Source organism: Sporosarcina jiandibaonis, assembly GCF_013184495.1.
Classification (GTDB): domain Bacteria; phylum Bacillota; class Bacilli; order Bacillales_A; family Planococcaceae; genus Sporosarcina; species Sporosarcina jiandibaonis.
This window is the reverse complement of record NZ_JAAOIY010000006.1, coordinates 66,955-82,169: the sequence shown is the minus strand read 5'-3', so window position 1 is coordinate 82,169 and position 15,215 is coordinate 66,955. Positions and strand designations below refer to the sequence as shown.

Annotated in this window: 14 protein-coding genes; 10 read left to right on the top strand and 4 right to left on the bottom strand. The window is 41.7% G+C overall.

Features of this window, described 5'->3' with window-relative positions:
• Positions 1 to 68 precede the first annotated feature (68 nt).
• The 5 genes from G8782_RS14745 (at position 69) to G8782_RS14725 (ending at position 5,103) form a co-directional block, all read left to right on the top strand.
• Positions 69 to 1,181, top strand: coding sequence for a 5-methyltetrahydropteroyltriglutamate--homocysteine S-methyltransferase (locus G8782_RS14745; RefSeq protein ID WP_172372877.1), 1,113 nt, complete (start codon positions 69 to 71; stop codon positions 1,179 to 1,181).
• Positions 1,182 to 1,338: 157 nt separating this feature from the next.
• Entirely contained in the window at positions 1,339 to 1,812 is a 474-nt protein-coding gene (locus G8782_RS14740) for a flavin reductase family protein (RefSeq protein WP_172372568.1), read from the top strand.
• Between the two features lie 182 nt (positions 1,813 to 1,994).
• Positions 1,995 to 3,548, top strand: a complete 1,554-nt coding sequence (locus tag G8782_RS14735) for a 4-hydroxyphenylacetate 3-hydroxylase family protein (RefSeq protein WP_172372566.1) — start codon at positions 1,995 to 1,997, stop codon at positions 3,546 to 3,548.
• A 30-nt stretch (positions 3,549 to 3,578) separates the two neighbouring features.
• A complete protein-coding gene (locus G8782_RS14730; protein ID WP_172372564.1) occupies positions 3,579 to 4,274 on the top strand; it encodes a carboxymuconolactone decarboxylase family protein in 696 nt (231 codons plus the stop codon).
• Positions 4,275 to 4,311: 37 nt separating this feature from the next.
• On the top strand, positions 4,312 to 5,103 hold the full coding sequence (locus tag G8782_RS14725; RefSeq protein WP_172372562.1) for a dioxygenase family protein: 792 nt from the start codon (positions 4,312 to 4,314) through the stop codon (positions 5,101 to 5,103).
• Between the two features lie 231 nt (positions 5,104 to 5,334).
• On the opposite strand, the gene G8782_RS14720 is transcribed toward G8782_RS14725, so the two are convergent.
• The 3 genes from G8782_RS14720 to G8782_RS14710 are packed head-to-tail and all read right to left on the bottom strand — an operon-like array spanning position 5,335 to position 8,010.
• A complete protein-coding gene (locus tag G8782_RS14720) occupies positions 5,335 to 6,228 on the bottom strand; it encodes a glycine betaine ABC transporter substrate-binding protein (RefSeq protein ID WP_216667896.1) in 894 nt (297 codons plus the stop codon).
• Positions 6,228 to 6,881 carry an ABC transporter permease gene (locus tag G8782_RS14715; protein WP_172372560.1) on the bottom strand — a complete coding sequence of 218 codons (654 nt, stop codon included), beginning with the start codon at positions 6,879 to 6,881 and terminating at the stop codon, positions 6,228 to 6,230. Before G8782_RS14715 ends, G8782_RS14720 begins: the two co-directional genes overlap by 1 nt.
• Positions 6,874 to 8,010, bottom strand: coding sequence for a betaine/proline/choline family ABC transporter ATP-binding protein (locus G8782_RS14710; protein WP_172372558.1), 1,137 nt, complete (start codon positions 8,008 to 8,010; stop codon positions 6,874 to 6,876). The genes G8782_RS14715 and G8782_RS14710 overlap by 8 nt, the downstream gene beginning before the upstream one ends.
• A gap of 266 nt (positions 8,011 to 8,276) precedes the next feature.
• On the opposite strand from G8782_RS14710, the gene G8782_RS14705 reads away from it, so the two are divergent.
• The 5 genes from G8782_RS14705 to G8782_RS14685 all read left to right on the top strand — a co-directional run bounded on the left by G8782_RS14705 (position 8,277) and on the right by G8782_RS14685 (position 14,535).
• The gene (locus tag G8782_RS14705) at positions 8,277 to 8,954 is read left to right on the top strand and encodes a response regulator transcription factor (protein WP_172372873.1); all 678 of its coding nucleotides are present in this window, start codon (positions 8,277 to 8,279) and stop codon (positions 8,952 to 8,954) included.
• Between the two features lie 15 nt (positions 8,955 to 8,969).
• A complete protein-coding gene (locus G8782_RS14700) occupies positions 8,970 to 10,013 on the top strand; it encodes a sensor histidine kinase (protein ID WP_172372556.1) in 1,044 nt (347 codons plus the stop codon).
• A gap of 205 nt (positions 10,014 to 10,218) precedes the next feature.
• Positions 10,219 to 11,007, top strand: coding sequence for an ATP-binding cassette domain-containing protein (locus G8782_RS14695; protein ID WP_172372554.1), 789 nt, complete (start codon positions 10,219 to 10,221; stop codon positions 11,005 to 11,007).
• Positions 10,985 to 12,946: an FtsX-like permease family protein gene (locus G8782_RS14690; protein WP_343035075.1), complete on the top strand. Its 1,962-nt coding sequence runs from the start codon at positions 10,985 to 10,987 to the stop codon at positions 12,944 to 12,946. The genes G8782_RS14695 and G8782_RS14690 overlap by 23 nt, the downstream gene beginning before the upstream one ends.
• Before the next feature lie 164 nt (positions 12,947 to 13,110).
• Positions 13,111 to 14,535 (top strand): alanine/glycine:cation symporter family protein, encoded by a 1,425-nt coding sequence (locus G8782_RS14685; protein WP_172372871.1) that lies wholly within the window; start codon positions 13,111 to 13,113, stop codon positions 14,533 to 14,535.
• 57 nt (positions 14,536 to 14,592) lie between these two features.
• Here G8782_RS14685 and G8782_RS14680 read toward each other — a convergent pair whose 3' ends face one another.
• A complete protein-coding gene (locus tag G8782_RS14680; RefSeq protein ID WP_172372550.1) occupies positions 14,593 to 15,144 on the bottom strand; it encodes a spore coat protein in 552 nt (183 codons plus the stop codon).
• Positions 15,145 to 15,215: the final 71 nt, after the last annotated feature.

The window sequence follows — 15,215 nt, the reverse complement described above, 5'->3', positions numbered from 1 at the left end:
TGAAGAGGTTTTTCTTATTCTGGTTATTAATATAATTGGAAAGAAGGAATGGCGAAATGACAAAAACACTGACGGAGACATTGACAAAAGCACCATTTAAGGCGGATCATGTAGGGAGTTTACTACGACCGGAAAGCATACACAATGCACGGAAAAAGTTTCAAGCGGGCGAAATCACAGCCGAACAATTGCGTGAGGTGGAAACGACTGAAATTAAACGAGTTGTCGATAAGCAAATTGAAATCGGTTTAGAATTAGTAACCGACGGAGAATTTAGACGTCGATTTTGGCACACAGATTTTCTAGAGCATTTGAATGGTGTAGAAGGATATATCCCTGAAGTAGGCTATATTTTTAATGGCAATGAAGAAACAGAAAGATATAATGTCCGTAACACTGGAAAGATTTCATTCAATCCTGACCACCCGCATGTTAAAGATTTTATCGAATTCAATGAAATCGTTGCTGGTCGTGCTGTTGCCAAACAAACAATTCCAAGCCCGAACCAATTATTTAATGAAGGAATCAGAGACGAAAACATCTATCCGGATATTGAAGAATATGCAAAGGACGTTATTCAAACTTACCGTGACGCTTTCAAAGCATTCTATGATGCGGGCGTTCGTTATTTACAATTGGATGATGTGTATATTGCGGGGCTTTCTTCGCCGGACATTCCATTTAATGATGGCGAATTCTCGAGAGAATATTTGATTGATTTGGCTCTCCGTATAGCAAACGGCGTATTGGAAGGGAAACCAGAAGATCTGGTCGTTTCAACACATTTATGCCGGGGAAACTACCGCTCTAACTGGGCATTTGAAGGTAGCTATGATTTAATTGCTCCGACTTTACTAGCAAAAGAAAAAGTTGATGGCTTCTTCTTAGAATATGACGATAATCGTTCAGGAGACTTTAAACCGCTTGAGCATATCCCGAATGGCGGTGCGCAAGTCGTGCTAGGCGTTGTGACTTCGAAAAATGGAGAGCTAGAAGACAAAGAACTGATTAAATCTCGAATAGAAGAAGCGTCCAAATATGTTCCGCTTGAACAACTATGCTTAAGCCCGCAGTGCGGTTTTGCTTCAACACATCATGGAAATAATCTAACAGAAGAGGAACAATGGGAAAAGTTGAAGTTTATCGTTGATATCTCGAAGGAAATTTGGTCACAAAAATAAAGGTTAACAAATCATAAAAAGTTCAAAGTATTAGCACACCCTTGTCGCGTACAAGTGGTGTGCTTATTTGCGTATTCGGGAGTAATAAAGAATAGGGACAATGGAATAGACTTTAGAAGAGTTTCGGGCATCTGATGAAATAAAAGGAGGAACGAGGATGAATACGAAGGAATTAAGAAAATGCTTTGGACACTTCGCAACAGGCGTAACAGTCGTCACATGCGAGACAGATAACGGAAAACACGGGTTCACAGCGAATTCATTTACATCAGTATCATTGGATCCGCCGTTACTGCTCGTATCTGTAGATCGAAAAACGAAGGCTTTTCAGTTTTTGAAAAACAACCATTTCACAATAAATATTTTAAAAGAAACGCAGCAAGATACTGCGATGCATTTTGCCGGAAGACCGCTCGACAATGAACCTTTCAGCTGGGAAAAGGGCACGCATTGCCACCGCTTAAAAGATTCGCTCGCTTATTTGGAGTGCGAACCATGGGCTAAATACGACGGCGGTGACCATGTTTTATATGTCGGGAAAGTAATTAACTATAACTCTGCTGAAGGAAGGCCCTTAAGTTATTACAAAGGTAAATTTGCATCAATTACTTCAGATAGTCCGAGCACCTAAACGGAAGGAAACTAGTTGGACCTAAGAGAATTCCCATGGCTAACTAGTTTTTTTATGAATAATACTAGAGGCGCATAAATACAATGGATTATGGACAACTCTTCATTTCATTCTGGGTCCAAGCAGGAATGGGGATTTGAGACGTTGGATTGAACCATGTAATTAAAAGGAGGAAAGAAATAATGAAAGTAGATGAAGAGAAAAAGACTACGATTCCATTGACTGGACAAGAGTATTTGGAAAGTCTGAAAGATGGACGTGAAATTTGGCTTCATGGAGAGAAAGTGAAAGACGTCACGACTCACCCGGCTTTTCGAAATGCTGCCCGTTCTATCGCGAGGCTCTACGATGCGCTGCATGATGAAAAAACTAAAGATGTTCTGACAACTGAGACGGACACGGGTAACGGAGGATTCACGCAAAAATACTTTAGAGTGGACAAGAATTCCAAGGAATTACTGGAATCCAGAGATGCGATTGCCGGGTGGGCGAAGCTGACTTTCGGGCAAATGGGGAGATCTCCGGATTACAAAGCAGCATTTCTTGGAACACTCGGAGCGGATCCAGATTACTACGGAAAATACGCGAATAACGCGCGACGATGGTATAAAGAAGCGCAAGAACGAAATTGGTATTTCAACCATGCAATTATTAATCCGCCTGTCGATCGACATACCCCTCTTGAAGCCGTCAAAGATATTTTTATCCGGACAGAAGGCGAAACGGACGAAGGCATTATTGTCAGCGGCGCGAAGATGGTTGCTACAGGCTCTGCCTTAACGAACTACAATTTTGTAGCGCATTACGGTGCTGCGCCAATTACAGATGAAAACTATGCGTTAGTATTTATCGCTTCGATGGATACACCAGGCGTGAAGCTGATCAGTAGAACATCTTATGAGATGACAGCGGCCGTAATGGGAAGTCCATTCGACTATCCGCTTAGCAGTCGTTTCGATGAAAATGATTCTGTTCTCGTATTTGATATGGCGATCATTCCATGGGAGAATGTCATCATTTATAAAGATATCGAGAAGGCGAACAACTTCTTCGCGGAAAGTGGTTTCTTGAATCGTTTCACGTTCCACGGCGTGACAAGACTAGCTGTAAAGCTCGATTTTGTTTCAGGATTACTATTAAAAGCTGTAAAAATGAATGGGACAGACCAATTTCGCGGCGTTCAAGTGAACGTGGGCGAAGTAATTGCATGGAAAAATATGTTTTGGGCATTAAGTGATGCAATGGCGTTGAATCCGGATGAAGGAAGAAACGGCACAGTCCTGCCCAATTTGAATTATGGTCTTGCTTACCGGATGTTCATGTCTGAAGGATGGCCGAGAGTAAAAGAGATTATCGAGAATGTAGTCGCGGGAAGTTTAATAGCGCAACCATCAAGTGCTCAAGACTTTAAAAACCCAGAGTTGAGGCCGTATCTCGATAAGTTATATAGAGGATCATACGGTGTTAAAGCGGAGGAAAAAATTAAGCTTATCAAATTATTATGGGATGTCATCGGGACTGAGTACGGGGGCAGGCATGAATTATACGAGCGCAATTACTCCGGGAACCATGAAAATATCCGGCTTGAAAATTTAGTAGTAGCCAATATGAGTGGTCAGGCGGACCAGTTTGAGAAGTTTGCGGAAGAATGCATGAACGATTACAACTTGGACGGCTGGACAAACGATAGATGGATTAATCCGGACGATGTCAGCTATTTTAAAAAAAGTAAATAAGTAAAGTCTTTTTGGATAGGGTGAAGGGAAATGAGTGATGGGTTAGCTTATTTCAAGAATGTATACGATGTCGTTCCGGATTGGGTGCAGAAAATGCATGATTATCATGCTGACGCGCTAAGTCATTATACGGCATTGCGCAAGGACATTATGAAAGATGGTTATCTATCTACAAAAGAAAAGGATCTACTTCTCGTCGGCATGAATGCAGCCAGACTGTACGAACGCAGCATGGTTTATCATACCAAAAGCGCGATGAATCAAGGGGCGACCATTCCGGAACTCGTCGAATATTTACTTATCCCTTATGTATATAACGGCGAGGAAGCATTGAAAATAGCGTTTAAGTCATTGGAATGCGCACTATCTTTCCAGGACCCGTCAATTGCAGAAGCTGGCTCATTGGAAGAGATTCTAATTAGAATGATACAGCTGATGAGAAATGAGGACACAAGTTTTGTCGAGAAAATGCTGGAATCCGTCCGTGCCGGCGATCCATTGTTTGTGGAAAACTTATTTAATGAAGGAATAGTTTCATCAAAGCTAAAATACATTTTGATGGCGGGTATCTACACAATGGAACTCCAAGGCAGAGCCGCTGGGAAATGGATCGATGCGGGTCGTGAAATTGGGGTTTCGGAAGAAGAGCTCGTCGAAATGGGTTTAATCAGTATGTTGACAGCGGGAATTCCGGCTTGGTTTGAAGCGAGTGATTCTCTCTTATAAAAGGAAGCTATTAATTTAAACTGGGAGGCATGAAACAATGAATCAAAAAGTAGTCGATGTTTATAATGGCATGGTGACAAAATTCAAAGAGTTAATTAGCGAACATGAACTGAATCATAATGACTATGAGGCATTGGTAGGTTGGCTTGACAAGCTAGGTCGAGCAGGGGAAATTCCGCTTTTCATGGATGTGTTTTTCGAAACGCATGCACTCCAAGAAATGTATAAAAATGTAAAAGGTACAGAACCGACAATTCTTGGGCCGTATTATTTGAAAGACGCGACAAAACTAACAGCGCCTTATGTTCTGCCGATGCGTGCTGATGAGCCGGGGGATGTCCTGTTCTTTAGCGGAACAATCAAAGATATCGATGGAAATCCACTCGCCAATACGACTGTTGATATGTGGCAAGCAGACGCGAGCGGAGAGTATTCCGGTTTTGCAGAAGGCATCCCGAATGAAAATTTACGCGGTGTCTTTGAAACAGACGCGGACGGCAACTTCGAGGTGAAAACTGTCATTCCAGGAGACTATTCAATCCCGACAAATGGCCCGACAGGTCAATTTTTAGAGTGGATCGATTCCCACCCAACTCGACCGGCTCACTTGCATTTCCTATTTAAGCCTAAAAATGGCGATCCGCTCATTTCTCAAGTGTTCTTCGAAGGGAATAAATACTTGGACAACGACGTCGCAAAAGGAGTCCGCGGCACACTAATCACCAAACTCACAAAACACGACGGCGCCGAAAAAGGATTAGATAAAGACTTCTATAGAGCGCATCTTGATTTCGCACTGCGTCTGCAAGATCAGCCGGTTTTTAGTTAACATATATCATATAAAAAGTAGAGAGGAATTTTAATATTCCTCTCTACTTTTTTACAGAGGATATCTAAGTAGTGTTTTGGATGAGTCAAAGGTCATGAGTTGCAAGCAAAATGAGGGAGTGCAAGCAAAACCAAATCGCAAACTCAACTCACAACGGAAATCAACTATTTGGCAAGAAAAAAACGAGCACTTGAATAATATTTCAAGTACTCGTTCAACTTATTATGCTACTTATTTCTTCTCGATTAATCCTGCTTCAATAAGAAACTCTTCCGCTACGCGTTCGACCATCATGCCGTCGTTATCAACTTTACCGTTCATGATTTGCATAGCCTCTTCGTCGATTTTCCCTTCAAGAAGATTCAGGACTTCTTCAAGTTCAGGATACTTTTCCAGAGTTTCTTTTCGAACTAGTGGAAGTGCGTGATACGGCGGGAAGTAAGACTTATCGTCTTCCAACACGCGCAAATCATACACTTGCAGTTGTCCATCCGTCGTATAGGAGTTAATCACGTCAACTTCACCGGCGCTTATAGAACGGTACATCATGCCGTGATCCATTCCTTTGACGTTCTTGAATTTGAGATTGTATTCTTTTTGAAAACCAGGTAACCCATCCGGTCGGTCAATAAATTCAAACACCGCGCCCAATGTGAAGTCCTGCGAGTACTTGGCGAAATCGCTGAAAGTGTGAATATCAAGTTCCTCCGCAATCGTTTCATCAAGAGCGAGCGTGTACGTATTGTTGAAACCGAATGTGTTAAACGCGACAATGCCGTCACCGTCAACAAGTTCTTTCGTCATTTCCAGCGTTTCCTCAGCTGTCCCTGGATCTTTATGATAATAGGTCACGACAATCGTCCCCGTGTAATCGGGAATGACGTCAATATGTCCGTTTGTCATAGCGTTCCAGACAACCGACGATCCACCGAGGTTTTCCTTATAAAGGACCTCAATGTCAGTTTTATCTTCGATTAATTGTCCCATTACATGCGACAAAATTATACTTTCCGTATTGTTCCGGGAGCCGAGTCTGAGTGAATCTTTTTCAATAAAGATACAACCCGATAACATACTTGCCATTAAAGCAGTTAATGCTGCGAGTATCAGTTTCTTTTTCATCATTACTTCAATCCTTCCGGCGTCGTCCAACGTTCAACCGCACTAAAGAACGTTTCAAGGATAAGCGCAAGAAGTGCAGCCGGGATAGCCCCGAGCAAAATCAATCCATCGATTCCTCGTGTAATTCCAAGGAAAATAAAATCTCCGAGTCCGCCTGCTCCGATAAATGCCGCAAGCGTCGCGTTTCCGACGTTAATAACAGCGGCTGTACGAATTCCTGCCATGATTACTGGCACAGCCAAAGGCAATTCGACCTTAAACAAAATTTGCATGCTCGTCATGCCCATCCCTCTTGCCGCTTCGATCGTTGCGGGATCAACATCTTTAATCCCTGTATACGTATTTCGCATAATCGGAAGCAATGAGTAAAGGAATAGCGCAGCAATCGCCGTCTTTACACCAATTCCGAAAATAGGAATCATGAATCCGAGCAACGCCAAACTTGGCACTGTCTGAAGAATACCAGTTCCGCCGAGTACAATTGTTTTAAGCCTTGGTACGCGCGTCACGACAATTCCGAGTGTAACAGCAAGCGTAGTGGCGATGATCATCGAAAAGAATACGAGTTGAATATGAACTGAGGTAGCGCTTAGCACTTCACCCCAACGTAATTGAGTTTGTTCAACAAGTTGTTGCCATATATTTAAATTATTCATTTATAACTTCCTCCGTTTCCGTCCACGGGCTGGACATGGCGGAGAGCAAGGAGCCGCGTGTGACAAGTCCTACGATTTTACGATTTTTATCGACAACAGGAATCATTCCATGCGGCGCATCGTCAATCATAATAATTGCATCTTTCGCTGTGTCCGAGTCAAGTAAAACGGGATCTGCAGGGAGCATTATTTCATCCACCGTTTTGATGTTATTGAATTCTTTGATTAAATCATAAGCAGATACAATTCCGAGTATGTGCTTATCGTCATCCGCGATAATAAGATGCGTGATTTTCCGTTGGCGGATGAGCGATATAGCTCTTTCCGGAGAACGATGTGGAAGAGAAGTAACAATTGATTCTGACATAATTTCAGTAACTGGCATAAGTTCTGGGTTTTGGATGATTCGGTGCTTCCCGATAAACTCCTCAACAAAGCCGTGAGCAGGTTCATGTAGTATTTTTTCTGGAGTGTCTAACTGAAGTAAACTGCCATCTTTCATAATCGCTATACGGTCGCCCATCTTTAGTGCTTCATCCATGTCATGCGTGACAAACACAATCGTCTTTTTCAACTTCTTGTGTAATGTGATCATTTCAGCTTGTAATTGTTCGCGTGTCAGTGGATCGAGCGCGCTAAAAGGTTCGTCCATTAAAATGATATCTGGATCAGCTGCAAGTGCTCTCGCAATACCGACGCGTTGCTGTTGACCACCTGAAAGTTCTTTTGGATAACGAGTTGCATGTATTTCAGGATCCAGCCCAACCAGCTTTAAAAGTTCGGTAACGCGTGATTTTATATCTTTTTCATTCCAGCCTTTGAGTTGGGGAACAATCGCGACGTTTTTCTCAATCGTATAATGAGGAAAGAGTCCGACTTGCTGAATGACATAGCCAATATTTCTGCGAAGTTCGGCTGCGTCGTATGACTTGACGTCTTTGCCGTTAATGGAGATTGTGCCGCTTGTGTGGGGGATAATGCGGTTAATCATTTTCATAGTTGTTGATTTTCCTGAACCACTTGGTCCGATAAGAACCAGCAATTCACCTTCGTGAATTTCAAAGTCGACAGATTTTACTGCTTGAAATCCACCGTCGTACATTTTTGTTACATTTTCAAACTTAATCATAGGTACCTCCTGTATTTTTTAAAAGCCCTTTATTTCCGAGATGAACCTAACCAAATCGGAGGGGGCTGCATGGACATTTTGCCTCCATAGATAATCTAGGAATCTTGTCGCATTTATATAGTATAACATATTTACAGGCACTTTGCAGGGGCTGGATTTTGAATAGAGTGAAAATTAGGTGGGAAACCCTGAATTTATATGCATCCAATTGCACCTAGTACCCTATGTTAGTTATAGTGAAATAAAAGGAAGTGACCGCATTGGATATGAATATTTTCATTGTAGAAGACGATCTTGCAATTTTCGAATCGTTAAAATCGCGGTTCGAACAATGGTCATTTAATGTGACGGGTCCGGATGACTTTCAAGATGTGATGAATTCATTTTTAACCAATGAACCTCATCTTGTCATACTCGACATCCAACTTCCGGCATTTGATGGTTTTCATTGGTGTCGGGAAATTCGCGCAGTATCCAAAGTGCCAATTATTTTCTTGTCGTCCCGAGATCATCCGATGGATATGGTTATGGCGATGAATATGGGAGCGGATGATTATATTCAAAAACCTTTTGATACGGATGTATTACTCGCTAAATTGCAAGCCCTTCTCAGGCGAACATATTCTTACGGGGAAGTGACACCTGATATACTCGAATGGAACCGAGCAATGATTGATATAAAACGTGGCGCCATTCGCATGAATGGAAGGGAAATTGAATTGACAAAAAACGAATTCTTCATACTGGCAGTACTCGTAGAATCTAACAACGAAATTGTATCTCGCGATGATCTTATTCGAAAGCTTTGGGATGACGAACGATTTGTGAATGACAATACGCTTACGGTGAACGTGACGCGTCTTCGTCAAAAACTCGCAGAAATCGGTCTTGGTGAAGCGGTTGTAACGAAAAAAGGGCTTGGCTATATGGCAATTACATTGTAGAAATGGGGTATCCGCATGTTTATTCATTACATAAAAGATATGAGAAGTTGGATACTCTTTTTCATTGGCGCGATTGGGTTTATTAACCTAATATTGTGGCTCGATCAAGGAATTACAGTGGAATTTACGTCGGCTCTTTATTTCAACATTTTAATAGTGATTTCCTTTATAGTATTTCTAATTTGGCGGTACCGAGTTGAGACGAAATTTATCAAAGAGCTTGTCACTCTAATTGAGGCGGGAATTGAAGATTGGCATATTGCATTGCCAGAACCAACCTTTTCACAGGATGAGGTAACTAGAATAATACTTGGCAAAGCGGCGGACAACTTTTCGAGAGAACTAGCTGAAATAAAAAAAGTAAATATCTATGAAGGGGATTACATCGCTTCCTGGGTGCACGAAGTGAAAACGCCGCTCACTGCGATGAAACTGACAATTGACGAACATCGGGGCGAACCTGCTTTTCGGAAAATAGAGTCAGAGTGGCTTCGTCTTCACTTACTCGTTGACCAACAATTGTCAATTTCACGTCTGGCATCACTTGAAGCGGATTATGTGATAGAGAAAATTAACTTGAAAAAGCTTGCTGCCGCGGAAGTGCGAGAGCTTGCTTCATGGTGCATGAATAAAAATATTGCTGTCGAGTTTGAAGGGGAAAATGTAGAAGTAGTTACGGACGTTAAATGGTGCCGTTTTATGATACGACAGTTTTTAACGAATGCGGTGAAATACAGTCCTGTGGGTGGGACAATCATTATCTACATGAACATAAAACCCTCTGGAAATACAAGTTTGTTGATTAAAGATGAGGGGCCGGGCATTAAACCGCATGACCTCCCGCGTATTTTTGATAAAGGATTCACAGGAGGCATGGGAAGAATACATAATACAGCGACGGGGCTCGGGCTTTATCTCGCCCAAATGGTCGCTGCAAAAATGGGAATCACTTTAATTGCTAAATCTGAAAATGACAAAGGAACAACAATGGAAATCGTGTTCCCCGCTGAAAATGAGTTCGATCAAGTGGTTCGTGAACGCGAAATGAGTTCAGAGTAGTTATATCCGCAGGTTTGAGATAGATATCCGTACATTCGAACAACATATCCGCAAAAAGGGACTACTAGACTACTTAAAATTCACTAACATTTACGTAAGTGACAACACTGTCACATTGGACAGCCTCTTTGTCATCACAATCAAACGACCACCAGTAAATTGCGTTATATGATAAGGGCATGATTGAAACAGGGAGGAACTACGAGTGAATAAAACACATACATCGCAACAAACTGTTTTACACGCACAAAACGTCCGTAAATCATTTGGAACAAGAGGGAATGTTCAAGAAGTATTAAAAGGAATCGATCTTCGCGTCAACGAGGGAGAGTTCGTCGGCATAATGGGACCTTCGGGAGCCGGGAAAACTACACTGTTGAATGTTCTAGCGACAATCGACCGTGCGACAGACGGCGCGATTTTGATTGGCGGAGATGATATTTCGAAGATGAAAGACGCTGGTTTATCGGCGTTCCGTCGCGACAAACTCGGTTTCATATTCCAGGACTATAATCTCTTGGATACACTAACCGCGAAGGAAAATATCCTCTTGCCAATTTCACTTGGAAAAGTGAAGAAGAAGGAAGCGGAAGCACGTTTCAACGACATTGCAACGATATTAGGAATCACCGACATCGCACATAAATACCCGCATGAAATATCCGGTGGACAAAAACAACGTACTTCGGCAGCGCGCGCACTGATTAATGAACCTTCTATGGTATTTGCGGATGAGCCAACAGGGGCACTTGATTCGAAGTCGGCATCGTCACTTTTAGGAACGATGGCAGATGTCAATAAAAAGCGCGGCGTCACGATCATGATGGTGACACATGATGCGGTCGCTTCAAGTTACGCTAGCCGTGTTGTTTTCTTGAAAGACGGGCAGATTTACTCAGAACTCTACCGCGGCGACAAAACGAGACAAGCCTTTTTCCAGGACATTTTAAAAGTCCAGGGCGTTCTCGGGGGTGACAGCGTTGACACTATTTGACCTGGTCATTCGCAGCATGCGGAAAAACATTAAGCATTATTATCTCTATTTCTTCGCGCTCATTTTTAGCGTCGTTCTGTATTTCGTTTTTGCGACTTTGCAATATGACTCCGCAGTTGTGGAGCGAGCTGGGCAATCGATGAAGTTTTCTTCCGCGTTTAAAGTTGCAGGTGGTCTTCTCATTTTTATCGCAGGGATTTTTATTGTTTATGCAAATGCAATTTTTCTCAAACGACGCAGCCGTGAAATCGGTTTATACCAATTGATCGGTTTGAATAAAGGGGCAGTTGCGCGCTTACTCATTATTGAAAATAGTTTACTAAGCGCGGGCGCACTTTTGATTGGGATAGGGATAGGAATTCTTGTATCGCGTGTGTTCTTGTTATTGCTGATGAAGTTGGTTGATTATGAAGGCTTCATAGCCTTATCATTTTCAACCGCGGCGATTCTCCAAACGGTTGTTGTGTTCGTCGCAATTATTTTACTGACTACTATACAAATGATATACACGGTTTATCGAAACACATTGCTGAGTTTATTTAATGCAGATAAAAAAGGTGAGAATCCTAAGAAACCTAAAACATTTGTTTCGGCTGTGTTGGCGCTATTGGGAATTGGTCTAATTGTTTTTGGTTATTGGTTATCAGCTAATATGATGAACACAATGTTGTTTTTCAATATGATTGCTGTCCTAGTTTCAACAATTTTAGGAACCTATCTAATTTTCCGCGTGACGATTAGCTGGATGTTTTATCAGATTCGTTCTCGCAAACAAGGACATCTCGGTTTGAAAAACAGCCTGTCCATAGGATCGCTGATGCATCGCATGAAAGGAAATGCGAACTCTTTAACGATTATTACAGTTTTATCAGCTATGACCCTCGCGATGTTGGCGGGTTCCTACTCGCTTTATTATTCGACTGAAAAAGAGTCCCGCTATTCGATGCCGCATGATTTTATGTTTGAAAGTGATGAGGGATTAGCGGCGCAATTTGGCGAGGAACTAATAGAAAACGGAATTGATTTTACAAGCGAAAAAATTGAGTTGCTTAGTGTATGGGGTACATTTGAAAAAGATGTTTTCCCAGAGTGGGATGGGCCGATGGACGGTACGTATGGATTTTCCATTGTGAGTGATCAACAACTTGAAAAAGCCGGTTTTCAAGTCGAGGCACCTAAGAAAGGAAAAGCCGTTATGCATGATATGAATTATGCGATGTCAATGAATAATATGAAACTGCCGTTTGACGTCAACGTAACTAGCGGTGAAAGCGATAGGCAATTTCGTATAACGGAGTTGGGAAGTGGAAACGTTGTTAACTTCGTTTCTGTAGGTTTTCAACTAGTCGTCAATGACGTATATTTTGAAGAGTTAAAAGAACAATTGCCCTTAGAAAGTGAAGGGAATATGGTTCTGGATGTATATGCAGTTAATTTACTAGATAGAGATCAGCTCGAAGCTGCGTCTAAAATATTTTCCCAATCAAAGTATATAGATAATGCCGAAGGGGAGAATTACGCCTACTCTACAGATTACTATTCGATGTATGAAAATGGAATCCTAACCAATGGGCTATTAATCTTTATCGCTGGCTTCCTAGGCTTGGTGTTCTTGATTTCAACAGGTAGTATCTTGTACTTCAAGCAAATGACTGAAGCCGAACAAGAAAAGCAAAATTACGCGACGCTTCGTCAGCTCGGTTTTACAGTAAAGGACATCATGAGAGGGATTATTCGTAAGCAGATGTTTGTTTTCGGATTGCCGCTTGCAATCGGTTTGTTGCATTCCGTGTTTGCGATAAAAGCTGCTTCTTTCCTGTTCATGTCTGATATTACAATACCGACTACCATCGCGATGGGATTATACGCATTGATCTACATTGTATTTGCATTCTTAACTGTAGGTTACTACCGGAAAACAGTAAAAGCAGCGCTATAAGAAAATATTAATCGTACTGATATGGATGAAATTATCCAATCAGTACGATTTTTTCAACTAATGGAAAATGAAAAGATGAAGTGTTTTTTCTATCTTTTGAGGGAATGAGTGTATTAAGATATTTTAGTAGAAATTTTGGTTGAGAGGATTTGTTGCATGTGATTATGGAAGCGCTAAAATGGTTAGTCGGTCCGGCAAATGATTTTTTATGGACGTATGTACTTATTGGTTTTCTATTAATAATTGGCGTTTATTTCACGATTCGCACCAAATTCGTCCAAATTCGGTTGTTCGGTGAAATGTTCCGACTGATCTTTGAGAAAAAAGAAAGTAACGATGGAGTTTCCCCTTTTCAAGCGTTTACCATTAGTGCAGCTTCAAGAGTTGGCACGGGGAATGTGACGGGAGTAGCGCTTGCAATCGGAGTCGGTGGTCCAGGGGCTGTATTTTGGATGTGGATAATCGCGATTATCGGAATGGCCACCGCTTTTGTAGAAAGTACGTTGGCGCAAGTGTATAAAGTGAAGGACGGAGACACGTTCCGCGGAGGACCTGCCTATTATATGCAAAAAGCGTTAGGCTTCCGCAAACTTGGAATTGTTTTTGCCATCTTATTAACGCTCTGTTTTGGATTTATATTTAATGCTGTTCAATCAAATACGATCAGCCAGTCGTTTATGGATGTTTTCGGTCTGCAAGATTGGGTGGTTGGCTTTGCATTGGTGTTATTAACAGCGCTCATTATTTTCGGTGGCGTGAAACGTATCGTTAAAGTGACTGAGTTAATTGTCCCAATAATGGCGACTTTTTATTTACTCATCGCGTTTTATGTTGTCATCGTAAACATTACGGAAGTTCCTGCTGTCTTTAAGTTGATCATTGAACATGCTTTCGGTCTTAAGGAAGTGGTCGGTGGCGGAATCGGCGCAGCGATGATGCAAGGAATACGTCGAGGATTGTTCTCGAATGAAGCTGGAATGGGGAGTGTGCCGAACGCGGCAGCTACAGCGAATGTCTCGCACCCGGCGAAGCAAGGACTCGTACAAAGTTTGGGCGTATTTTTTGATACGATTATGATTTGTTCGGCAACGGCTTTCATTATCATCCTTGCTGGCCTTTATACGACAGGTGAACAAGATGGCATTATTTTGACCCAAGCCTCAATGGCGGTTCATGTTGGTTCATGGGCTCCGTACTTTGTCGCAATCGCAATCATGTTCTTCGCTTTCAGTTCAATTGTCGGGAATTATTATTACGGCGAGACGAATATTGAATTCATAAAAGCGCATAAATCATGGATGACGATTTATCGCGTCTTGGTGCTCGGGATGGTCATGTTCGGTGCGATGGCGAAAGTAAGCGTAGTTTGGAATATGGCGGATTTATTCATGGGAATCATGGCTGTATTGAACTTGGTTGTAATTACATTACTTGGAAGAGTTGCGTTTAAAGTGTTGGAAGACTTCTCTGCCCAACGACGTAAAGGCTTGAATCCGGTATTTAAAGCAAATTCGATTCCAGGATTGAAAAATGCAGAATGCTGGGAAGAACTTAATGAGAATAACGGAACTCCAAAGAATGAGAAATAAGTATAGTTTAAACACCGAAATCCTAGTGGGTTCCGGTGTTTATGTTTAAATCTGCAATTATTCAGGAACTTTAGTATACATGGACCCAATTGTAGAAATTGCTTCAGCAGGAGCTGGCATGAGTGGGTAATAGCCGTTTTTCGTCATGTATTGCCACACTTCATAAGCGTGTCTGTTGCTATTCATGAAGGCGTTTTCCAAAAAGTGTCTCAGGTCGGGATTTGCACATTCTACTGCTGATGTAGCATAATTCCGAGCAGAACTTTTTTGATTCAGTAAATAGGCAGTGGCAATCTCCCTGTCATTATGTGTTTGGACAGAGGTTCTGGGTTGTGTAGGTTGCAGCGGTACAGGTGGAGACGTAAAATCCTGCAAGGTCGGATTTAAATCATCGGGTTTAAACTTATTTATATCGGGTGTTGTTTCGCTTTGAACAAATTCCACCTTTAAATTATAATCTTTTACATGAAGTGGAAAGTGACGTGTTAAAAGTTCTTTTAACTCTGGATCTTGGGCTTGGTTAATAAATGCAGCCATACAGGTTACTGTGTTAAGACAACCGGCTATTAATTCGCTCAAATCGAATAATTCATGTGCAGCTAATTTCATTTTGATTCCTCCTGTAATTTACTCATCAATCTATAGTATCTTCGGCGAAAAACAATTTTTAATACATTATA

Excerpts from the sequence above, each read along its gene's own strand:
- G8782_RS14740 (WP_172372568.1), top strand. The coding sequence starts at position 1,339 with ATGAATACGAAGGAATTAAGAAAATGCTTTGGACACTTCGCAACAGGC.
- G8782_RS14735 (WP_172372566.1), top strand. The coding sequence starts at position 1,995 with ATGAAAGTAGATGAAGAGAAAAAGACTACGATTCCATTGACTGGACAA.
- G8782_RS14730 (WP_172372564.1), top strand. The coding sequence starts at position 3,579 with ATGAGTGATGGGTTAGCTTATTTCAAGAATGTATACGATGTCGTTCCG.
- G8782_RS14725 (WP_172372562.1), top strand. The coding sequence starts at position 4,312 with ATGAATCAAAAAGTAGTCGATGTTTATAATGGCATGGTGACAAAATTC.
- G8782_RS14720 (WP_216667896.1), bottom strand. The coding sequence starts at position 6,228 with ATGATGAAAAAGAAACTGATACTCGCAGCATTAACTGCTTTAATGGCA.
- G8782_RS14715 (WP_172372560.1), bottom strand. The coding sequence starts at position 6,881 with ATGAATAATTTAAATATATGGCAACAACTTGTTGAACAAACTCAATTA.
- G8782_RS14710 (WP_172372558.1), bottom strand. The coding sequence starts at position 8,010 with ATGATTAAGTTTGAAAATGTAACAAAAATGTACGACGGTGGATTTCAA.
- G8782_RS14705 (WP_172372873.1), top strand. The coding sequence starts at position 8,277 with ATGAATATTTTCATTGTAGAAGACGATCTTGCAATTTTCGAATCGTTA.
- G8782_RS14700 (WP_172372556.1), top strand. The coding sequence starts at position 8,970 with ATGTTTATTCATTACATAAAAGATATGAGAAGTTGGATACTCTTTTTC.
- G8782_RS14685 (WP_172372871.1), top strand. The coding sequence starts at position 13,111 with ATGGAAGCGCTAAAATGGTTAGTCGGTCCGGCAAATGATTTTTTATGG.
- G8782_RS14680 (WP_172372550.1), bottom strand. The coding sequence starts at position 15,144 with ATGAAATTAGCTGCACATGAATTATTCGATTTGAGCGAATTAATAGCC.